This is a genomic window from Methylotetracoccus oryzae (assembly GCF_006175985.1).
GTDB classification, from domain to species: Bacteria; Pseudomonadota; Gammaproteobacteria; order Methylococcales; family Methylococcaceae; genus Methylotetracoccus; species Methylotetracoccus oryzae.
On record NZ_SRSH01000003.1, the window covers coordinates 27,745 to 50,670 of the forward strand.

11 protein-coding genes are annotated in these 22,926 nt (G+C 64.3%); 5 read left to right on the forward strand and 6 right to left on the reverse strand.

All coding sequences use genetic code 11. The features are described 5' to 3' along the window. Positions 1–34: 34 nt before the first annotated feature. Positions 35–346: a type IV pilus biogenesis protein PilM gene (locus BWR02_RS04240; protein ID WP_139556518.1), complete on the reverse strand. Its 312-nt coding sequence runs from the start codon at positions 344–346 to the stop codon at positions 35–37. Continuing rightward, positions 330–7,715, reverse strand: a complete 7,386-nt coding sequence (locus BWR02_RS04245; protein WP_139556519.1) for a Rossmann-fold NAD(P)-binding domain-containing protein — start codon at positions 7,713–7,715, stop codon at positions 330–332. The genes BWR02_RS04240 and BWR02_RS04245 overlap by 17 nt, the downstream gene beginning before the upstream one ends. Positions 7,716–8,008: 293 nt before the next feature. Between BWR02_RS04245 and BWR02_RS04250 the strand changes: the two genes are divergently transcribed. From BWR02_RS04250 to BWR02_RS04265, 4 genes are all read left to right on the forward strand, one after another. Beyond that, positions 8,009–8,833 (forward strand): UDP-2,3-diacylglucosamine diphosphatase, encoded by an 825-nt coding sequence (locus tag BWR02_RS04250; RefSeq protein WP_139556520.1) that lies wholly within the window; start codon positions 8,009–8,011, stop codon positions 8,831–8,833. Positions 8,834–9,026: 193 nt separating this feature from the next. Next, positions 9,027–9,290, forward strand: a complete 264-nt coding sequence (locus BWR02_RS04255) for a hypothetical protein (RefSeq protein WP_201276146.1) — start codon at positions 9,027–9,029, stop codon at positions 9,288–9,290. A 149-nt stretch (positions 9,291–9,439) separates the two neighbouring features. After that, on the forward strand, positions 9,440–10,912 hold the full coding sequence (locus BWR02_RS04260; RefSeq protein ID WP_139556521.1) for an esterase-like activity of phytase family protein: 1,473 nt from the start codon (positions 9,440–9,442) through the stop codon (positions 10,910–10,912). A gap of 284 nt (positions 10,913–11,196) precedes the next feature. Further along, positions 11,197–13,446, forward strand: coding sequence for an esterase-like activity of phytase family protein (locus BWR02_RS04265; RefSeq protein ID WP_139556522.1), 2,250 nt, complete (start codon positions 11,197–11,199; stop codon positions 13,444–13,446). 198 nt (positions 13,447–13,644) lie between these two features. Here the strand turns inward: BWR02_RS04265 and BWR02_RS04270 are convergent, their stop codons facing one another. Then, positions 13,645–14,229: a YceI family protein gene (locus BWR02_RS04270; protein ID WP_139556523.1), complete on the reverse strand. Its 585-nt coding sequence runs from the start codon at positions 14,227–14,229 to the stop codon at positions 13,645–13,647. A 267-nt stretch (positions 14,230–14,496) separates the two neighbouring features. On the opposite strand from BWR02_RS04270, the gene BWR02_RS04275 reads away from it, so the two are divergent. After that, positions 14,497–14,787: a cupin domain-containing protein gene (locus BWR02_RS04275; protein ID WP_139556524.1), complete on the forward strand. Its 291-nt coding sequence runs from the start codon at positions 14,497–14,499 to the stop codon at positions 14,785–14,787. A gap of 194 nt (positions 14,788–14,981) precedes the next feature. Here BWR02_RS04275 and BWR02_RS04280 read toward each other — a convergent pair whose 3' ends face one another. From BWR02_RS04280 to BWR02_RS21425, 3 genes are all read right to left on the reverse strand, one after another. Further along, positions 14,982–16,421, reverse strand: coding sequence for a coniferyl aldehyde dehydrogenase (locus BWR02_RS04280; protein ID WP_139556525.1), 1,440 nt, complete (start codon positions 16,419–16,421; stop codon positions 14,982–14,984). 116 nt (positions 16,422–16,537) lie between these two features. Beyond that, positions 16,538–20,764, reverse strand: a complete 4,227-nt coding sequence (locus BWR02_RS21045) for a calcium-binding protein (RefSeq protein WP_201276147.1) — start codon at positions 20,762–20,764, stop codon at positions 16,538–16,540. Between the two features lie 450 nt (positions 20,765–21,214). Further along, the gene (locus BWR02_RS21425; RefSeq protein WP_139556526.1) at positions 21,215–22,879 is read right to left on the reverse strand and encodes a sulfotransferase; all 1,665 of its coding nucleotides are present in this window, start codon (positions 22,877–22,879) and stop codon (positions 21,215–21,217) included. Between the last annotated feature and the right edge of the window lie 47 nt (positions 22,880–22,926).

Sequence of the window (22,926 nt, forward strand, 5' to 3'; positions counted from 1 at the left end):
TCTCCGCGAGTTGTTCCGGCTCGCGGGGCAGGATTTACCGGACCTTCTGTCCGAATGACAGCAGTCGCAGCATGGCCGCCGCTTCCGGCCCGGCCTCGCCGGCTGTTTGATGCCGCCACTCGGGGTCGGGATCGTGGCCGTACACGGGCGAGATTTGGCCGGGTGCGTTGGCGCCTGCGGCCGAGATCCCGCACCGCTCGTGGCGGACCTCAAGCCGAGCGCGATAAGTCAGGAGGTTGAAGGCTTCGGTGGCCTGCAATGGGACTGCGTCGGCGGCTTCCAGCAAGCCACACGCGCGCCAGAGCGCCGCGACAGGACGCTCAGGCCTCTCAGCGTAATCGGTCATGGAGACTTCTGGTAATCATCGTCTGTAGATATTCTTCACCGGCTGAGTGCAGATCCCGCAGCACGATCCGCGCTTGCTCACCGACCCGGGTCCAGTCCGGCTCGCGGTGTGCAGCCCGCGCGCGTTCCTTCTCGCGCGCTTCCTCGCGCAGCGCCACGCGGTCCCAGAGACCGACACCGACGTTCGGCTCGATCAAAACGACGCGCCAATCCAGCGGTTCGTCGGTCCAGCGTTCCTTGCCGCGTATCAACAGGAACTCGGAGCCGGTCCGGTGCCCCGAGCAATCGTGAGTCGCCCGGACTTCGACCCGCTCAGGGTTTCCGGCGAAAACCGGCACGACGAGAAAATCGAGCATGAGATAGCGAGGCCGGCCGTAGGACACGCCCGTCAGGTCGGTTCCCACCGTTCTCCCGCTCTCCCGCTCGTAGGTCGCTCCCAGGTGTTCCTCACAGTTCGACAATGCTTCGGCTGCTCGACGCGCGGCATCGGACAGTCGCCGTAGCAGTGTGTCGCGATGGCAGGCTCGTATGAACTCGGGACCGAGTTGTTCCAGGCTGCCGCCCCGACCGATGTTGGTGATGGGTTGCTGGCTCAACAGCGCGATCCAGTGAGACAGGTGCCATTTCACCTCCGGGTCCGACGTCGTGGGACGATCGGTCGACACGATGACGCGGATCGAGCCGTAGATCGGGGTGCAAGGTTCGCGTCGCCGCTCGATCGGGCGGCCCCAGTCGACGATCTGTCTACGGACGAATTCCTCCATGAATTCCTCCGTCGCCCAGAACTCCGGTGACCCGTGAATCAGTTCCTGAATGGTGACGTTGTGTGACCGAGACAACTGGTAGACGAAGTCCACTGCGGCAGCCATCTGGGCGGCGTCCAGCCCGGTGCCGGGAGTTCGCAACTGAAAGATCCGCATTCCCCGTCCGCCCGACTCCGCGGCATCCTTGACGATCACCGACGAGTGCACGGCGGCAAAGGCGGCGAGCCCGGCATAGCCGGTGCCCGAAAGGCCTTCCCGAATGCAGGCCTTGGCGGTGGCTTCATCGCGTTCCGCGGTCCAGGCGGCCAGCCAGTCGATTTCCGCCGGCAGTTCGACCCCGGAGCCACGGAAGATCTCGGGGTATTTGGCCTTGTCATAGGTCGTCCAGGTGTGAAACAGCGACTGCACCGTATAGGGCAGGCCGGCATCTTCCAGAGTGCCGGAGGTGTAGATCGGGTCGCCATGGAACGGATAGACCAGGCTCGCCAGCACCGGCCGGCTGAACCGCACCGCGAGACGAATCCCTTTCGGGTGGATGTCCGGGACCGTCGCTCCGGGCCGATAACGTGCGCAGGCTTGCCGAAAGGTTTCGGCGTCAACGTACAAATGACCGCTGCAGACCTGCACGAGCGTCCGTCCGGACCGCTCGTCGGGCGACAGCGTGAGCGTGCGGCTGATGATCAGGTTGGCTCCGAAGCGCCCGTTCGCCTCGAACTCGCGATTCAGCGTGGGCCCCTCTGCCAGCATGCGCGAGAAGTGCGTTCGGCCGACCGGCGCGGCGACGATATGATTGACGCGCGAGCGGGCGTGGATCAGTTCGGGGTCGAACTCCGTGAAGACCTGGGGGAGCGGGAAGCCGTCATTGCGGATGAACGCCAGTTCGCGCAACTGACCATAGTTTCGCCAGATCCTTTCGTCTGGATCATCGGCCTCTGCGCCGATCGATTCGACCACTTTTCCATCCAGTGCGTTGCCCAGCAGGGCATCCTGTTCGCTTTCCGGTAGCTCCCGCAACTCGGTATGGCGCAGCGCGATCGCGCGCAGGTACCGATGCAGCCAGGCGTGTCGCTCTACGGCCCATTGGTATAGCGCGTTCCCGCTCAGGCTTGCGAAACCGATGCCACGGCTGTAAAGCCAGGGACGATACTCGTAGTGATGGTCGTTGACGGTTTTCGCGAAGAACTCTGCCAACGCGCGCCATAAGGGCGCCGGGTCGCCGCCGTCAGGCAGTGCCTCGACCGCCGCCTGGATGCTGTCGATTGCCAGCAGTATCTGGAACAGCTCGGCTCCCCGGGCGACTCGCATCAGTTCCCGGTGGTGTTGCTCCGGGCTCCCTTTTGCCTGCCGACAGCGGCAGGTCACCTGCTGCGCCAGTCGTCCGAAGTCTCCGATGTCTTCGTAGCCGCCGGCGATGGATTGCCAGAGGACAGCGTCGATCCGGCCGCCATCGCAAAGGGTGCCGACCCGGTTGATGAATGCGGCCCGCAACGCTTCGTCATCCAGTTCCTGTGCGAGATTGAACAAGGCCTGTCGGGTCCACGCGATGAAGCGTCCGAACGGGCCCTCGCCGACAGGCTTGTCACCCGGGCCGATTTCGGACATGGCGCGGTCGTAGGCTTCGCTGAAATTGCCACCGACCGCCACTGCGCGAAATGCGGTTTTGCGTTCCTTGAGTCCACGAGCTATGGCCAGTCGCTCGCTGAGCTGGCGCCTCGTTGCCAGCGCAACAGCGGAACCCTCCTCCATCGCCTTGTTCGAGCTTTCGACGCCGCGGTGTTCCCGCGCCGGCGTCGTCTGTTGACGGGCGACTCGGGGCAGCAACACCTGCCAGGACATGCCGAGAGACCCACCGTCACCCGGCAGTGCCGGGGCCAGCGCTGATCGGCAGGCAGCGATGGCGTCAGGTTCGTCCCCGACCAGCAGGAAAAGCCCGCCCAAGGCCAGAAAGCCGTTGAAATCCAGCGCATCGAGCGGGAGGCCGCCCACAATCCGGGCCAGTGCCTGGGCACACACCGTGTCCCGTTCACGCAGGCGCCCGCTGCGCGCCAGCCGTTCCGCCTCGCCCAATTGAACGGAAGCGGTTGCATCGTCCTGAAGGTCCCGGACGATGGTTTCGTAGACTTTCAGCGCCGGGATGCGGCTGGTGCCGGTCAGGGCCGAGCGGAGTTCTTCGGCAAGGCGCCGGCGGCGGCGCATCGCCGCGCGCCATCCTTCGATCGTGTCGGCGCCCAGTCCGATGGCAACGTAAACCGGTTCGCGGCCCCTTCTGTCACCGGCCGCGAACCAGAGCATCACGTCGAGCTGGTTCATCGCGCGCGGCCGCGCGCCGGAGGTACCGTCGACGATGGCCAGCGCACTCCGCGGGTTGCCATCCAGCATGAGATCGCACAGATGACCCGGATCGGCCAGAAGGTCCAGCAGTGCCCGGTGCGGGATGCCGGCGTCCAGCACGTCAGCCCCGCGTAAGGCGCTAGGGTAGTCGGTCTCTGGCCCCAGATCGGCCAGGGCGAGTGCGTGTAGGGCTCCGCCCAGACGCATTTGAAGGGCTTCCCTCAGCTCCGGGGCGATCCCCTGCCGGCTGGCCCAGGCGAAGAGCCTTGGCCCATGGGTCGCCAGATTGGCCGCGATTTCCGCGCTGCCGAAACCAGCGGCGAGCAGCTCGGTGCGGGCATGGTCTGCCGCGTCGATCAGGGCGCTGTCCCCGGTGTAGTTCATCAGGTCCAGCGTCGACAGACCGGTGGGCGCAACGACACGGATCTCGGCCGGCGGGTTGACGCTCGGAAACAGTTCATCCAGTCGGGTCGCGGTGGCCCGATCGGCAGGGGTTACATCAAGCCACTCGAGGATGCGTGCGTGCCGACCGCTGGCTTCCAGCCGGCGATACCCGAAGACGAGCAGCGCGGCAAGATCCTGCCCCTCGGCATCGAGCGCCGACAGCAGATGACCTCCGGTTCCCGAGAGGATTTCAAACTTGCGCATCCCCGCCGAAAAGCGGCCATCCTGGGTGTCGGGCTTGTATTCGCCAGTGAGCACCACGGTTGAGGATTCGATATCCCGGGTGCCGCCCGGCGTGCGGACCGCAGCTTCAGACAGGGCCTGTCGGATCAGCCAAACCTTGAAGAATGGCATGAAGCGGTTGATCTGCTCGCCGCCGGTGACCATCTTGTGCAGGCTCCACCGAGCGGCCAGCGTGGCCGCGACGCGTGCAGGGTCGCGTAGCTCAGGGACTCCGAGCTTGTCGATGATCGTTGCAATACGGGTTGCCTGATACGCTACCGAGGAGAAGTCGGGCTCGCTGACAGCCGCTTGCTGCATCCGTTCCGAGCCCAGAGCTTCCCAATCCAGCGGCGACAAGAAGTCTCCACGCCGATCCAGCAGCTCGCGCGCGAGCTTCAGCACCGACTGATGGTCGGCTGCCGGGAGGCCGATCTGTGCAAGTTTTTCCTCTCGCGCAAGACTCAGCACGAATTCCAGAAACAGCCCGTCCTTGGGTACGCAGTAACCGCCGTAGCCTTCGCCGGCCGGATGGACACGGCGATCCCGCCGGCGGTTCATCTGATCCGCCATGACCTCGATGTCGCCCTTTCTCGTCACCGCCATCATCATGGACAAGGCGTTGGAGAACGCGTAGTGGGCGACCATTGATGCGTTTTCCCCGGTTTTCAGCACCTCGGGCTCTGCAAGACTCTCGAACACTTGAACGTTTTTGTTGATGAGTTGGTAGAACTGCCGTCCGACACGGGCCGCCGCACGGTCGGCGCCGCCTACCCATTGCGACCAGCTCTCGACCGATTCGCGCTCGCGGGCGCCGAGATCCACCCGGCTGGGTGTATACAGGAGGTGATAGCGCTTGCGACCACCGGTCGCGCGAAAGGAGTGGAGCGGGCTGACCGTCAAGTGGCCTAGGCCCTGAGCCGACATGACCGTCCGGCGCGCGGTGGTCTTCTCCAGATCTTTCCACCGGCGCAGGAAGCTGCGGCAGCGATCCGCGAGCTGCAGGTCGGGGTGCGCCGCATCGAGCCTCGCCAGGGCGCGGCGGCGAGCCTCAAGTCGAATGAAGGCATCAAGGTCGCGGCTGAGCGCTTCGTCTTCGGCCACCGCGCATTGCCTGGCCTCCCGTCCGCTGCCGAGGTCTTCAGGAGCGGAAGAACCCAAGCCTTTGTGATGGGTCAACCGCGCCAGGGCTACAGCGCGCAGTTCGGCTGCCTCCTGGATCAGAATAGACCGGACCAACTCCGGATCATCGACATGGTCGGGCGGTGTCGCGGCCTCCGGGGTTTCCAGCATTTCCAGCAATGTTCCGAGACGAGCCACTTCGTCACCGAGCAACGGTTTGCGGCGCACCACGCGATACGAGGCCTCCGCTTCGGACATCTCGTCGTTGGCCATGAGTTCGTCGGCTTCGGCCGCGTACCCCATTTCGCAGACCACCTTACGACAGAGAGCGATGATCCGATCGGCCTGGAACTGCCTACGAGCTTCCACGGCGCCTTGAAGACCCAGGTGCTCTACCATGTTGTAGAGCGCCATCGACTCTTCGAGCCACGTCTCGATGTAGCCCTCGGTCATGCCTGCCGATTGGGTAGTAAGTACGTGCAGTGCCGGCAGCGGCCGGCGTGGTGCCAGCGCTTCGGGAACCAGGGCAGCCACTGCCCGCGCGAAGTCGCCGTGCCAACCACTCTCGCGGAGCGTAGCGTCGACCGCCGTCAGCCAAGACCCCTTCTCGGCGCAGCGATAGCGCGCCTCGGTCACGAGATCAGCCTTTGACAGAATCAGCCGCGCGGCTTCGTACGGATCCCGATCCTCCTGTTCGATGCATCGCTGGATAGCCTCCACGTCGCGCCGATAGCACTCCTCGAACAGCACGCCGAGCGCCGCGATTTCACGCGGGTCGGTCCCCAGGCCAGTAAGGCGGGACCGGATGGTGGCATCGTCCAGCGTCTCGCCGGCGTCTGCCAGGGTTTCCCGGGCCAATGCGAGCCACTCGCTGACGAGCACACGCTGGAGGTTGCAGGCCCATCGGTCTGCCATTTCCTCGCGGAACGCGGTTTCCATTCCAGCGATATCAACCACGGTGCGCGTCGTCTCGCGGCCCTCCACATTGCTCACTTCTTCCCTGATGAACAAGGGTATGGCCTCGATCCAATGATCCGCAACTTCGAGCCAGCGGTAATCCGGACTGGCATAGAGCCGATCTCCGGCCAGCCGAAACAGCTTGCGCAGATTGTCGGGTTTGCCGGCGTACGGGTCCTCGAATTCGTTGAGTTTGACGAGGAGGTGCGATCCCGTGGAGGATGGGCGCTGGCTGATCACGACGTAGGCGGCGGCCCGACTGTCTGCCTGCAGCGAGCTTTCCCTGATGCGATCGGCGAGTTTCAGGCGCGTTCGCGCCGACTCGAACGCGGTGTGAGGCGTCAACGGCGGTCGCGGACCGTCGGCGTATTCGGCATGGTTCTCGACCCGCGCGCGTGCCGGCTGCAGCGATTCCAGCAAAATCCGGTGCAGGGCTTCGAGCGTTGCTTCTTCGAAACGTTCGAGCGCCCCTTCGAACTGGGTCAGGGGGACTTCCCGGTCGGTCGTCAGCAGCAGACGCAGGCATTCGCCGGCATTCGCGGTCTCTCGGTCCCCGGCGGACAGCCTGTCTACCTGCTCCGCGAGTCCAGGCCAAGTCGGGTCCGGTTTCAGCAGGACGGCATCGGCGAGTAACAGACCCTGGTTCAGAAAGGCGCGGCTCATGCGCCCAAAGACCAGGAATTCACCGGCCTCCCGGACTTCCGCGGCGATGCGCTCGATGTTGCGCTGTTCCAGGGCGGTGTCATAGGCCCGCAATTGGGCATAGAGCAGTGCGCGCTTCCGGTCCGCGTCGCCATCGCTGTTCAATATCCGGCTGACCGTGGCGCGATCGTAGGGGAGATCGACCCGGTCCTGTCCGAGTAGCCAGGCGATTGCAAGTTTCCGGTCTTCGGGTGAGGACGCCGACTCAATGCGAGCCAGAAACGACGAGAAAAGAGCGCCCGGATCGATTTCCCGGAGTGTAAGCGCGCGCGAAATCAGGCGTCGCTGGTCGGGAGGCAATTCCAGGAACAATTCGGCGACACATTCGAGGCCGCGGCGCGGGGGAGCACCCACCTGCCTGAGCAACACGAATACCAGCCCCAGGCCAAGCAGGAGTTCCAGCCCGTCCTGCGACAGGCTGAGTTCGAGCGCTGCGGGTCCGTTTTCGGATCCTGAGGCGGCAGGGCAGAGTGTGTCGATCGTCAGTTCGACAAACCCGTCGGAAAGATCGACCGCTACCAGTGCCTCGCTGTTCTCGACAAAACGAACCGCGACGGCACGACCGGTGAGTGCGTCCCGGATACCGGAGAACGCGGGGTGCTCCCAGAAGTGGTGCCGCATGTGCGAGAAGGCGCGGTCCCACATGACCGCTGACCGGGTTACCGCCGCGTCGGTCGCCGCGGGTAAGCTCCATGCGTCGGACCCACAGCCGGGATTCCGGAAATGCCAGCAGCCCTCCGCGCGTGCACTGGCCGGTCCACGCCGGCCGACCGGCACGACCTGTGCTCCGTCCGGCGCAGCGAGGCGCAGTGGAAAAATGCAGCGTTCCATCGTGTCGAGGACAAAGCTCTGTTGAGTAGGTGCGGGCTGTTGAGAAGAGCGCGAGGTTCGGCCGGGCCTACCCCAAGTTGAAACGTTGGTACGGTAACGTCGGCATGTGTCGCTTGTATGACCGACCGAGCCTGGCAGCAGGCGGTTCATCGGGGGCGAGCGACCGGCACTCCGAAGTCCGCCGATCCTTCCCGCCCGGCGGCTAAGGACAGTGAGGAACGGAGGGAAGGCCGGGGTCTGCAGTGACACGCGGTGTCGGCGGCAAAAACAACAAGACTGTGGGTGCGAGGGCTATGCAGGTTCGATCCATCTTCATCTCCGATGTGCACCTGGGTATACGTGCCTGCCAGGCTGACCGCCTGGTGGATTTCCTGCGCGAGCATCCCTCCGAACATCTCTATCTGATCGGCGACATCGTCGATTTCTGGGCCATGAGTCGCGGTGAGATTCACTGGTCGAGAGCGCAGAACACCTTCGTGCAGAAGGTGCTGCGCCGAGGTCGCCACGGCAATCAGATCATTTTCGTTCCCGGCAACCACGACGAGGCCTTGCGGGAATACGTGGGTATGGCCTTCGGTGACGTCCGGCTGGAGTATGAGTACGTGCACATAACGGCCGACGGCAAGCGCTTCCTGCTGATTCATGGTGACGAGTTCGATCAGGTCACACGCTACCATCGCTGGGTCGCGATCCTTGGCGACGTCTCGTACAACGTCCTGGTCAGTGTGAATATGGGGCTGTCCTGGCTACGCCGGACCCTGGGCCGTCCCGGCTACTGGTCGCTGGCCGGCTACGCGAAGCGTAAGGTCAAGACCGCCGTGAACTTCATCTTCGACTTCGAAGACTCGGTCCTGCACCATGTCCGCGAGCGGGGCTTCGATGGCGTCATCTGCGGTCACATCCATTGGGCGGAGATCAAGCAGATCGACGGACTGACCTATGCCAATTGCGGTGACTGGGTCGACAGTTGCAGCGCGATCGTCGAACACCTCGACGGCCGCCTGGAACTGGTCGTCTGGCACGGGGATATGGTGCGGGAGGTCAACGGTTCCGGTGAAGAACCGGAGGTCCCGCGGTCAGTGGGTGGCAACCTGACCACCGATGACCTGCGGGTCTGACCATGGCTTCGCTTCCAGGCGAAACAGCGCCGCGTTGCGGCGACATGGTCGGCCACGCCGCGCTCCGCATCGGGTGGCACCGGCTCGCGATCCGGCCCAACCGATCGATAATGCGCGCCGTTGGATCGGTACGTCGACGGGCGACTATCGCATCGTCTGAGTCGCGCTCGCTGGTTTCAACAGGATCCAAGACATGGCATCCAACATGACCCCCCTGGAAAGAGCAGAAGCGGTATTTCATGAACTGGTCGCGCACTATGGGGGCGCGGAGGATCGCGAACTGCGTGCCGCCGCAAAGCTGCTGCTGGTCGCACTGGACAAGTTCCGTATCCATGGCGGTTCCAATTGGTCGGCCCTGTTGGACGAGTATGTCGACCTGGCCAAGCGCGATCCCGAACGATTAGAACGGATCCTTCACGGCAATCGCGGGAAAAAGGACTCGAGCCTGCTCGCCTGAGCGCGTCCGAACGCCGCTCTTTGCGATTCGGGCGACCGCGCCGTGTTGCAGGCCGCGTGGGTTCGGGACCGAGGCCGGTCCGCGGCACGCTTGCGTTTCAGCATCCGGAAGGCCTGTAGGTCTTTGCCACTAGATTTCAGAGGTTGGTCATGAACACACGCGGCGATGGCCCGCTCCACCGTATGCCGCCGATGGCATGGCTCGCGATCACCCTGACCGGCCTATGGTTCGCTGGCGATGGATTGGCATCCGAGTTTCGTCATGCGGGCACCGATGCCTTCGGCAGAGGGGTGGATGTGCTCCACGGTGAGATCGCGCTCCGGACCGATCAGTTCGTTTCTTACGCCGGCGCGACTGCGATCACGCGCCAGGCGTTCCCGAACGGATTCCCGCGTTCGATGGGCAGCGGCATCTGCCTGAAGGGAGAAGGTCGCCAGGGCCGGGAGTTCTGGGTGCTGGGCGACCGCGGACCCAATGGCGATGGGCCCGAGGTCGGCGGGAAGGAAGCGAAGCTTTTTCCGGTCCCCCAATTCACTCCCGCCTTCGGCGTCGTCTCGCTGGCGAACGGGATCGCCTCGCTTGAGAATTTGACGCCGATTCATGGAACCTCCGGGCTGCCGGGCGCGCCCGGGACGGCAAACGGTTCGGAGGAAGTGGCTCTGTCGGAGACGCTGCGCGCGATCGATCCCGATCCGCGCGGGATCGACCCCGAGTCCGTCGCTTGCGGCAACGGCAGGCTCTGGGTGTCGGAGGAGTACGGCCCCGCAGTGCTGCAACTCGACCCGGCGTCCGGGCGGATCTTGGCCCGTTTCACGCCCGGTAACGGGTTGCCGTCCATTTTTGCGCGCCGAAGGGTCAACCGCGGCATGGAAGCGCTGAGCTACGACGCGGAGGCCGGCACGCTGGTCGGGGCCCTGCAGAGCCCGATCGATGACGGCGCCGTCGCCGTTCATGGGAAGAACGTCAAGGTCAAGGACGCAGCGCCCTTCATCCGCTGGGTCGAGTTGCACCCGGTAACACGGCGGCTGCGCGAGTTCGCTTACCCTGTCGCGGGCAGCGACTACCAGGATGGTCAGAGCGGAAATGCCAAGCTGGGCGATATCGCTGCACTCGGCGGGGGGCGATTCGTCGTCATCGAGGAGGGCAGGAAGGCCGACGGGCATTTCGCCAATCGCCTCTTTCTGGTCGACACGGCGGGTGCCAGCGACATCCATGCAAATTCCGGCGGCGATCTGGAACGGTCGGCCATCAGCGGGCATCCGGTCGGCGCGGCCGACTGGCGTACGATCACCCCGCTTCGCAAGCGCCTGCTCGTCGATCTGCGAGCCCTGGGGTGGGACGTGGAGAAAGCCGAGGGATTGGCCATGGTGGACGAGCGCACCTTGGCGCTCACCAATGACAACGACTACGGCATTCAGTCCGCCCTGTTCGATGCCGCTGGCACACGGCTGGTTGCCGGCAAGGTCGAACGCTGTCAGGCGGCAGGGGACGGGACAGCGATCTTCGGCGATCGGTGCCCGGCCGGCGCGCGGGCGGTCGCCATCGTGAGCTTGCCGGAAATCGAGTCGCGGCAGCATCTGTGGCTGCTTCGCTTCGCGCGCCCCTTCCGCGCGATGGACTGAGCGCCGGAAGACCCGGGCGGCAGCGCAGCGGCGTGCTGCCCGCCAAGCTGCAGCTGCAATGGCTGGAACGCTCGATTGGGGAGGCGGAGGGAGGCCGGAGTGCATGGGCGGTGAGATGCGGCGTCACGCGCGCAGCGGCGGCGCCGTCATGCTGCTGCAACAACTGCTCCCGACAATGACGCCGGTCTGTCAGGCCATCCGTTCCAGGTTGCCGAGGCAATGCCCGCGAAAATCTGCACATTGTCGTCCCGGCGTTCCCGTCTCAACCCAATCAAGAGCAATCCATGAATTTGAAAATACAGCGACCCGCCGCTGCGGCGCTCTGCTCGGTGCTCACGGCTGCCGGTGCACACGCGACCCCGGTGCCCGAGGCACCCCAGTTCGAGCGTATTGCCACGTTCAATGTCTGCGAGAACACCTCGTGTGACCGCAGCGCGGTCGAAGAAACCGTCGCGGAGATCACTGCGGTCAGCCGGGATGGTAAGACCCTGGTCTATACCGACAGTCCGCAGAAAGTCATCGGATTCGTCGATATCGCCAAGCCCTCCACGCCGAAGGGACTGGGCGTGGTCGGGGTCGGTGGCGAACCGACGTCGGTCGCGGTCGCCGGCCGCTATGCCCTGGTCGCCGTGAACACGTCGGAAAGCTTCACGCATCCGTCCGGTCATCTGGCCGTTTATGACATCGCCGCGTGTGTTGCCAATCTGGCCGCTTGCGCTCCGTCCGCGACTATCGACCTGCATGGTCAGCCCGATTCGGTCGCGGTCAGCCCCGATGGGCGCTACGCCGCCATTGCAATCGAGAATGAGCGGGATGAGGACGTCACCGTTGGCGGTGTTGAAGGCGGTTTGCCGCAATCACCGCCCGGCTATCTGGCCATCGTCGATCTGGAAGGCGCGCCGTCGGCCTGGGCTCTGCGCAAGGTCGAACTCACGGGACTGGCTGCCTATGCCCCCGAAGATCCTGAGCCCGAGTTCGTGTCCATCAATGCCGCCAACATCGCAGCCGTGACACTGCAGGAGAACAATCACATCGCGCTGGTCGATCTCGAAAAAGGCGTCGTCACGCGGCATTTCGCGGCCGGCTCGGTCACGCTTCGCAACATCGACAGCGTCGAAAACAGTCTGATCGAGTTCGACACGACACTGACCCGGATCCCCCGCGAACCCGATGCCGTCACCTGGCTCGGGACCGACCATCTGGCAACGGCCAACGAGGGCGATTTGTTTGGCGGCAGCCGCGGCTTCTCGATCTTCGAGAGTCAAGGCCGGGTGAACTTCGAAAGCGGCCGAAACTTCGACTACATGGCCATACGCCACGGGCACTTCCCCGAGGCCCGCGCCGACGCCAAGGGCTCCGAGCCGGAGGGTATTACCTCTGCCGTGTTTGGTGCGCAGCGCTTGCTTTTCGTCGGCGCCGAGCGCGGCAGCTTCGTCGCGGTGTACGAGCTGGGCGGCGACAAGCCGATCTTCAAGCAACTGTTGCCGACCGGTATCTCACCGGAAGGCCTGCTGGCGATACCGCAACGCAATCTGTTCGTCGCCTCGACCGAGAACGACGAGGAGTGGCGGGCCCAGATCAACATTTTCGCGTTGAAGGACAAGGTGTCCAACTACCCATCGGTCGTCTCCGCCCCGCAGAAGACCGGACCGCTGGCAGGCAAGGCGCCGATCGCCTGGGGCGCGCTGTCGAGCCTCGCACCGCATCCCACGTGGAAAGAATGGCTTTACGCCGTCCCCGATTCGTATTACCGCGAGTCGCGAATCTACAAACTGCACGTCGGCGTGAAGCCCGCGGTCATCGCGAACGAGATCGTTCTGAAGAAGGCAGGCGCGACGGTGGATTACGATCTCGAAGGGATTGCGACCTGCTCCGACGGAAAGTTCTGGCTGGTTTCCGAAGGGGACGGCACCGCGGCGAAGCCGAATCTGCTGATCGAGGCCGACGGTGACGGTACGGTTCTGCGTGAAATCGCGCTGCCCGCCGAGGTCAACGCGCTGCAGAAGTCGAACGGTTACGAAGGTGTCGCGGTCACGCGGTGCGGTGCCGACGCGCAGGTCTACGTCGCGTTCCAGCGGGAGTGGACGGGTGATCCCGCAGGACAGGTCCGGATTGGGGAATACCGCCTGGCCACCAACGAGTGGCGGTTCTTCTACTATCCCCTGGAGGCGGTCGAGTCGCCGGCCGGCGGGTGGGTCGGCTTGTCGGAGCTCGTGTCGCTGGGTGGCGAGCGCTTTGCCGTGATCGAGCGCGACAATCAGGGCGGTCCCGATGCCCGCATCAAGAAGGTCTTCGAGTTTTCCATTGCCGGTTTGACGCCGCAGCCTCAGGGCGGTGTATTCCCCTTGGTTAGCAAACATCCGGCACTGGATCTGCTGCCCCAGTTGGCCTCGTACCGGGGTTGGGTGCTGGACAAGCTCGAGGGCCTGGCGGTGGCGGCTGACGGCAAGGCCTATGCCGTGACCGACAACGACGGCGTGGACGACGCGTCTGGAGAAACGCGTCTGCTGCGTCTCGGACCGGTCCTGCATTGAAGTTCGGCCGGTTGCGTCTCGCCCCTGTCATGGGGGCGAGACGCCCTTGAGTGGCAGACCGTGCGCCGGGCAATCGGCCGGGGCTCCATCCCATGCAACGCGTCGTCAGCGTCCGGGCGCTTGCCGTCTTGCCATCCGACGGCGCTCCGTCGGTTTCGTATCACCCATGTGGGTCGCAGGCTTGGCGTCGGTTGCGCTTCAGCAAGCCTGCACGCCGTTGCAATCCCGGTACGCTTCCACCGGCACAAAGACCTTGATCTCGTCCCCGACCGCGGGCAGGTATTTGGTCATGCCGAAATCCGACCGCTTCAGGCTGGCTTCGATGTCGGCCGCGCACAGCGGCTTTTGATTCATGGGGTTCTGGCCGCAGGTAAAGCGGTGGATGGTCACCCGAAGGGGTTGTGTGATCCCCAGCAGGGTCAGTGTGCCGTCGGCGGAAACGGGCGTGTCCCCCGTGAAGGACAGCTTTTCGGAATGGAAGGTGATCGTCGGAAACTGGGCGACATTGAAAAAGTCAGCCGACTTCATATGATCGTTCCACTTGGTTTGACCCATATTGATCGAGTCGGCTTCGATGGTCCAGTCGACCGCGCCGGTCTTCTTTTCCCTGTCCAGCTGGATCTTTCCGGCCGTCTTGTCGAAACGGCCTCGCTGCGTCGTGAAGCCCAGATGGTTTACCTCAAATACGGGTAGCGTGTGATTGGGGTCGATGGTGTACGACTCGGCGGCGACTACGCCGCGGGCTGAAACGGTTGCCAAAAGCATGATGACGGCGTGACGCATGCAGAACTCCGTAGCGTTGGTTTGCGGTTGGGAAAGCTTAAACAGAAAGTTGTCGCCGGATTCATTTTCAACCGTGTCCTTGCGGACAGGTCCCGTCGGTGGTCGGGCGTTGCAGGAACTGGCGCTTGCCGGATCGGCGGCCGGTTCCGGGGCCGCTGGTCAAGTAAACCGCGTGGCAGCGGTGACGGGCGCAGGCCCGACATGGCTCCGGCCTTGCCAGCAATGCTACACTTTCGTGGTTTTACGTTTCGACTATTAATGAATCCGATGAGCAAGATAACGATCGAACACAATCCGAGCGAAGATCGCCTGAAAGAACTGGGCGTCGCCGAATGGGAAATCTGGGAAAAGGAAGTTTCCGAGTTTCCGATCGACTTCGACGAAACGGAAACGGCCTACGTGCTGGAAGGCGAGATCATCGTGACGCCTGCCGATGGGGAGCCGGTGCGGATCGTTCCGGGCGATCTCGTATCGTTCCATGCGGGACTGGACAGCCAGTGGCAAGTGGTTAAGCCGCTGCGCAAGCATTACAGCTACGCGTATCCCGACGGCGTCTGACCACGACCCGACAGTCACGAAAATGGGCATCTTCGGATGCCCTTTTTTCTTCCGACGCCGCTCGCGGGGCGGCTGCTGCCGCTGGTCTGCCGGCGTGCCGTGCAGGACGAATGGAGGGTGTGGGGCTGCTTCCAAACCGTCAGGGCGCGCGGTGGCGCCGGCCGTAGCGGGATGTCAGCGTGGCTGGTGAGGGATCAGCGGAGCAGCCAATTCAATATCCACTTCTGCAAGGTCTTGCCGTAAGGGGGATACAGCAGCTTCATGGAGTTCAGCCGCCCTTTGGTAAAGACCGACTTGGCCTTGGAGAAGGTCTGAAACCCCTCGGGGCCATGGTATTGGCCCATGCCGGAGGGTCCGATGCCACCGAAAGGCAGATCATCGATGCCTACCTGCAGCAAAGCCTCGTTGATGGCCATCGATCCGGAATGGGTCCGCAGCGTGACCCGCTCCTGCAAGGTCTTGTCGTAGGTGAAAAGGTACAAAGCCAGGGGCCGCGGCCGCGCATTGACGAAGGCGAGGGCATCGTCCACGGAATCATAGGGAAGGACGGGCAGAATCGGACCGAACAGTTCTTCCTGCATGATCTTCATCGAGTCCGTGACCTCCGTGACGAGACAGGGCGCCATGCGATGGGTGCCATCATCGAGGGCTTCTTCGGTGACCCTTTCGATTTGTGCCCCTTTCGCTTCGGCATCCTTCAGCCAGGCCTGCAGCCTCTCGTAGCTGTGCCGATTGATGACGCTGGTGTAATCCGGATTACCGCTCACTTTGGGATACATCCGGTTGAACGTTGCCTTGAACCCGTCCAGGAAGGGTCGAAGCTTGGCGCGCGGCACCAGAACGTAATCCGGCGCCACGCAGGTCTGGCCCGCGTTGAGCGCCTTGGCGAACACCAGCCGGTCCATGATGTCGTCTAGCGGGATATCGTCTGCGATGATCGCCGGCGACTTGCCACCCAGTTCCAGTGTCACCGGGGTGAGGTTGTCCGCCGCGGCCCGCATCACGTGCTTGCCGACCGGGATGGACCCGGTGAACAACAGATGGTCGAACGGCAGCGCGGAAAAGGCCCGTGCGATCTCAACGTCGCCGGTGACCACGGCCACCCGGTCCTCGTCAAAGCCTTTGCGGAGGACATCGCGGAGCAACGCGCCGACGTGCGGTGTGATTTCGGACATCTTGAGCATCACCCGGTTGCCGGCGGCGAGGGCGGCGATCAGGGGTGCGATGCCGAGGTTCAGGGGATAGTTGAAGGGCACCATGATGCCGACTACACCCAGGGGCTGGTACACGACCTTGGCCCGCGCGGGCTGGAATTGGAGCCCGACGTGCCGGCGACTCGGCCGCATCCAGCGACGGAGCCGCTTGCACACATAGCCGATGTGCTCGACGCAGGGCATGATCTCGGCGACCAGCGTCTCGCTGGCGGCCCTGGCCGTGAAGTCCGAGTCGAGGGCCTGTGTAATCGCTTCCCGGTGGTCCAATAGCAGCGCCTTCAGCGTCTTCAGTTGAGCCAGTCGTTCCTGCAGCGAGGGCATGGGGTCGGCCGTGTAGGCCTGCCGTTGGCGGGCGAACAGCTCGGTGAGTTGCTCAAGCGTGGTGTCTCGGGAAAGATCGGCGGGGGTCTGGTTCGACATGTCGGTGTCCTCAGAACACGGTTGGATGACGGGCGATTCCGGCCCGCGTGGCGAGCGACGATACCAAATGACATTCGGGAGTGCGAAGACCGCTGACGGACGTTGTGGACATCGGCTTAGCGCCGGCTCTCGCACTCGCCATGGCGCTCTCCGTTCAGGCACCGGTCGGTGTCGACGCCGCCGTGCAAATGGTCGTTACCGCTGCCCCCGTCGAGTTGGTCATCGCCCTTTTGACCATGGATCACGTCGTCTCCTTTTTCCCCGAAGAGGCGGTCATTGCCGGACCCGGCGTGGATCACGTCGTGCCCATCGCCGGCGCGCACCGTGTCATCCCCATCGCCGCCGTTGAGCGTGTCGTTGCCGGGTCCGCCGAGAATCGTGTCATGGCCCTTGCCGCCCGAGATCCAGTCGTGACCGCCGAACCCCGTAAGGGTGTCGTTGCCGTCGTAGCCCTTGATGATGTCGTCCCCCGGTGTTCCATTCAGCACATCGTTGCCGGGCGTGCCGAGCAGGATCTTGCGCGTCATACCCGGAGCGCCGCCCAGATCGCTGAACGATACCGGTGCCAGCGCCGGGTTGAAGCAGGATCCGGCAAGGTTCGGTGCGGCGGGTGTCCATGGCATGTTCCAGGTCGTATCGGACGGAAAGGCGGTCGCCGCTGGACGTGGATTGGGGGACGGATCGGTCTGGAACCCAGCCGGCAGCTTGAAGGAGAAGCCAAAACAGCCGCCTGCCGGACAGTCCAGATCCCTTACCGCCCAACTACAGACCGGCTTGTCGCCGGCCGCGGAGTTCCCCATGCACTGGGCATAGAGCGCCGGATCGTCCTGTTGCAGCTGTGCCGAGCACTCACAGGCGCTGCTGGCGCCGTTCCAGGAGCAGAAGCTCTGTGGCTGACAGCTTGCCGCACGGCCCGCATCGAACTGTGCCTGGAAGCTCGCGAGGTTCAGGGTCACCGTGAGTATGCCGGTGGCCGGATCGTAGCTTTGGCTCCACGTTTGCGGCCAGGGGCCGGGTGTGAAACTCAGGGGGGCCGTGGCGATATTGGCCCGTACCAATGACAGGTCGGTGGCCGGATCGAACCCGGATCCGACGTAGATCTGGTAGGTCTGTGCGGTGCTCGGCTTCGCATACAGGTTGAACACGTAATAGGTCTGCCCCGCCCCGAAAACGCTGAGATTGCTGATCGTCTCGGGACTGTTGAACGCCCGCTGCGCGGTCGCGCCGACCGTGGTGTCGATGTAGTAGTTGCCGTTGTTGACCGTCAGATTGCTCCGCTGGTAAATGGCCGCGCCCATCATCCGAATGGCGGGCGCAGTCGTCTCGTCCCCTCGGAGCAGCTGCCGGTAGAGCGGTACGCCGAAGCATTGCGGTGTCGAGCACGCCGCGTCCCATTCGGCGCCGGATTGGCCGCAGGTCCCGTTCATCGCACAGCCGGGGTAGACCACGGTGGTCACATAGTCGTAGGGGCTGGTCTTGACGGTATCCTCGGAGGCGCACTCCGGTGTTTCCACCGGCGCCGCGAAGAATGGGTCCTTGTTGACCGACACGGTGTTGACGAGGCCGGTCAGCGAGCCGTCGTCGTCGTTGAGCACGGTCTGCCGGTCGACGTCGGTGAAGCCGGTGAACAGTGCGCTGTTCCAGGTGCAATACTGCGCCTGCGTTGCCACGGGATCCGTGACGAAACTGTCTGGCCGGAACAGCGGCTCGATGACGAAGTGCCGGATGTCGACGTTGGCGAAGAACAGGTTGTCGGAGTGGAAGGCCGGCGGATAGTAGAAGCCGTTGGGCTGCTTCCAGCCGATGGCGGCGTTGGGCAGGTAACACTGGGCTCGCGCGCTGTCGAAAGGCATGCCTTGCACGCGGCCGTACATGGACTGGCTCGTGAAACAGGTTCCGCTACTGCCCGGCTGGCAGTCGTCAACGTCGACAGTATTGATGTCGAGGTAGGCGTTGGACTCCTGATAGGACGGCCCGTCGTAGATGTTGAACAAACGCTGGTTGACGGCAAAGGTGCTCAGCGGCAGCAGGAGCCCTTCGTCCTTGAGCAGACAGTGGCTGCCCGACGAGGAATCGCAGCGGAGTCCGCTAGCGCCGTTGACCGGGCCGGCCGCGGAGGCGAAGGGGTTGTCGGGCTGCGTCTGGCCGATGAAGACGTTCTTCCGCGCGAGGGCCCAGTAGCCGCTGATGATCGAGGAGTGCGTGTAGTCGCCGCCGGTCACGAAGGTCATGCCGCCATTCTGGACGTCCGACAGGACGCCACCGATGGCCAGATACCACTGCGGACGCAGCCAGATTGCGGCGAAGTTGGTCTCGGTCCAATGGAAGGATGAGGTGTAGTGATCCAGCACCGTGACCATGCAGTTCGCGCTGGCGGCGCCGTCCGCGCAGATAGGTACCTGGCTGCAATCGGTCGTGTCGCCGTCGCAGCGCGTGGCAAACCGCCCACCGCCCTGGCTGACGATGGGGTAGTAGCCACCGGCGGTAGGATCGCCGGCGTCGCCGGCCGGGACCGCTGGCGCCAGGGGATTGGTAACGGGCTGGATCGGATCGCTGTCCTCGCTGGCGGCGATGCCGGGGCAGTTGGTGTTACCGACGGTATTGAAGGACATCATGGCCGTCGAGCAGAAGTTCCCGGTAAAGCTTTTCAGTGGGGTCGTTCCCGCTCGGCCAAGGCCAGCCTGCATCGAGGCATAGGCTTCCCACTTCTGTTTCCGCGAAGGCCCGCTGATCGCTCCGGGCACCAGCCAGTAGCAGGTGCCGCAGGTGCCGGCGCCGACCGCCATGTTGTACTGGAAGTCGTTCCAGCCGTTCATGATCCAGAACACGCTGGGGTGGTTGTAGTCCGACAGATAGGGAACGCTGTCGCTGCCCGCAGGCCCGCCCGCTCCGGCCAGTATCCCGGGCACCTGGCGCGGGTTCTGCGCATTGTCCACGGCGGCACGCGCGAAAACGCCGAGGTTTGCGTAGAAGCGGTTGTCGGTCTCGGTTCCGTCCTCGATGTAGTAGCCGTGACCGATGGACTTCCAGCCGACATTGCGCGCCAGCGTGACGTTTTGGGTGGCGTGCACGGTGTACCAGCGCGTCATGGATTCATTGACCGAGCAGTCCTTGACGAAGGTCTGCGGCGGTGCTTCCCGCACCATGTGGAAGTGCACCGGGTAGTGTGCGATGCGGCCGCCTTGCCCGAGCTGGCGGAATTCGACGCCCTGGATCTGAAAGGACTGAACGCCCTGGCGCACGATCGTGTGTCCGCCATAGGCGTAGGGCGGGCTTGCCGTTTCCGCGGGAAAGGGCTGATTCAGCGCATCGCCCTCGGAGACGATGCGGATGCTGCGCGACAACAGCCCGACAGCTGCCCGCGTCTCGGCCTGCTGTATGTCCAGATTGAGCCGCGTCGGGACGGCAGCGAGGCTGTAGGCCTCGCCGTTGTGGGGATACTGGACGCCTCCCTGCCCGGTGACCGCGTTGGTGAAGGTGAGGGTCGTCGTTCCGCTACCCGTGTCCGGGGCTGCGGTGGCGATGATCAGTTCCTCGGAGTGGCCCGGCAGGTAATCGGTGGTCGTGACGACGATGTGGTCGCCGGCGGCCCAGTCCACCAGTCGGTCGATGACGAGACGGGTGCTGCCGGGCTGCAGGGAACCGCTGAGCCGGCCCCAGCTCAGCCCGGAACTGGACGCGGTCGGGTTGGCCGGGTCCGCGCTCTCGCCGCAGGCGGTCGCGTAGCAGGCACCCTTGCGACCGAACAGCTGGACGCTCGCCCCGTAAGAGGCGGCCAGCACCTTATGGCCGAAATAGGCAGGCACCGCCGCACTGCCGTCGTAGGGCAGCGACTCGTAGGCATAGAAGTAATCGACCGGCTGGTTGTCCGGGAAGCCAGGCAGCGGGACTTTCGTGCCGCCATTGGAGCTCCACGTGCTGGCAGGAGCGCCGCAGGTGCCGCCGGGCGACTGGCAAACCAGGCTCCGGGTTGCCGCGTCCGAGGCCGCGCCGTACAGGTGGATCGTCAGCGTGCCGCCGGCAGTGCCGATCGGCGCCGTTGGCGAACCGGCAACCAGGCTGCTGCCGTTTTCCACCAGTAGGCCGCTCGTCCAGAAATCGATCGCGGCATCCTGAAAGGTGAGGCTGCCACCGCCGTACACGTTGACGTTGCCGTACCGGTAGGTGCCCGCGGGCACCGAGCAGGGGCCGGTGACGAGCAGGTCTTCACCACTGCCGGGTGCCAGGTTTCCCCCGGAGCAGGCAGCGGTCGCCGCTTCCGCCCGGTCTGCCAGCCACGGAAGGCCGCTGATCCCCGCCGCGACGAGCAGCAGTCCGGCGAGACAAAACCTTATAACGAACATTGATTTACTCCGGGCCGCGAGCTTACCTTTTAGCCGTACTCGTGCGGCAAGTCCAGTGTCTGCCGTCGAGTTGCATTGGACGCGTTGCCGTGCGTTTCCCACGCCCGGGATCGGGCGCAAGCCTTCAGACCCGAATTGGGAACGGCTCGCCGGGAGCAGAACCGTGAAAGGCTGAATCTCGGAACACGCAGCGGTCAGTGCGGCATCCGTGCTGCCGAAGTGCCGCGTCCCCGGGAACCCGAGTATCTCGTTTTGGCTGGAAGAGGAAAATTGCGGATGGGGGGCGCGTTGCCGTTCCCTTGGCGAGTCATCCCAAGCCCCGACATGGATTCGGAGTACGGGCACCGCCCCCTGCGGCGATCCGGTCCGAGCAGTTCGTGGTGCCTTGCCGGCTTAGCGGAGCCGGAAAGGAGTGGCGTCGAAGACGCGCGCGCTCAGGGCTTTCGCGACTCAGCCATCGGCTGCCGTCGGGCGGTATCCGAGCGCTGCGATCAGCGGGTCGAGCTTCGGGCCGATCGCTGCGAAGTGCTCGCGGTAGTGCTGCCAGCGTCCGACGGCCGAGGTGTAGACCGGCTTGGTCACATCGGCAAAGCTGGGCGTTGCGATGTACTTGCCGCGCGCCCGCTCGTGAAAGCGGCTGACCTCGGCGCGCCACTCCAGGCCGAGGAATTCGAACACGCGTCGATACTGAGCGTCGAAGTCCGCGACCGCATCTTCGTAGCGCAACTCCAGATAGGGGATGGTCAGACGCTCGCGGATCGCGAGCCAGAAGCCCATGACGGCCGAGTAGAATTCCGCGGCCTTCTCCCATGACAGGAGTTGCACCGTGACCGCAGACAGGCCGAAAGACTGCATGAAGCAACTCAGCAGCACGTCCCGGGGGTCGCGCAGCGCAAAGATCACCTTGGCGTCCGGAAAGACGGCGTTGATCAGTCCCACGTCGATGCAGTTCATCGCGTTCTTGTCGACATAGGTGTGCTGCAAGGCGTCGGCGCCCTGTTCTTCCTCGACGCGGCGCCAGTAGAAGCGACGTAACTGGCCGATTCCCTCGGTACCGAGAGTCTCCAACTTGCCGCCGACGTCATGTCCCGGACCGGCCATCCGCGTCAGTTCTTCGCTCAGTTCGAACAGAATGTCCGTTTCGTCGCCGGTGACGACGGCAGGGTGAGTCGCGAGTACCTGTTCCGTCAGCGTCGTGCCCGAACGCAGGAAGCCCACCAGAAAGACTGGAGCGGGGAGCTCATCGTCCATGACCCGTTCCCCGCAATCTTTGAGATAGTCGTGGCTGAAGCGACCCACGTTGGCCGCCAGTCGTTCGAGGGCCAGCGAGTGATCGATCTTTCGAGCCTGGGGACTCAGTTGTTCAAGATGGCGCGCCTGGGCGAAGGCTTCAAAGGCAGCGTCGTAGCGACCGAGCCGATCCAGCGCACGCCCACGTTCGAGGTAGGCGCGTGATCGGACTTCGGGATCCTGGGCGCTGGTCAGCACCGATTCGAAGAGTCGATCCGCGGCTTCGGCATCGCCCCGCCGCGAAGTGAGCTGACCAAGCAGGATGGCCGAGTTCGGCTCGTCCGGGGCCAGTTGGTGTGCCTTGGCCGCCGCGTTGTATGCAGCCTCGTCGCGGTGCATACGATCCAGCGACAGCGCGAGCGTGTGATGTGCGGCGGCATTGCGGGGTACGTGGACGGTGGCGAGTTGAGCCAGCCGTCCCGCCGTCTCGGCTTCGCCCCAGAACTGAAGCTGGCTTGCCAGATCGATCAGGGGGTTGACGGGGTCGCGGCGCTTGGTCGTCGTCAGCAGTCGCTCGCCGGCCTTGCGGAGCAAGTCGAGCCCTTCGCGCTTGCGACGCATCCAGCACAGGCACTGGCCGAGTTCAGCCAGTGCGAACGCATCCTTCGGGCGCAGGCTCAGCGCTTCCCGGAACAGGGTCTCGGCCGCGTCCCAGTCGCCGACGCTGGCACGTCGCCGCGCACTGGTGAGGAGTGTCTGGAAATCGGCGCTAGGCGCGGCAAAGCCGGTCGCCCCTGGCGCCGTTGCACAGCAGTGCTTGAATTTCTTCCCGCTGCCGCAAGGACAGGGGTCATTGCGGCCGGGGCGGGCCGTCGCGTCAGTCATCGGTAGTGAGACGAGAAGGGCGGGGGAGGCCGCCACGCAGGGCGGCA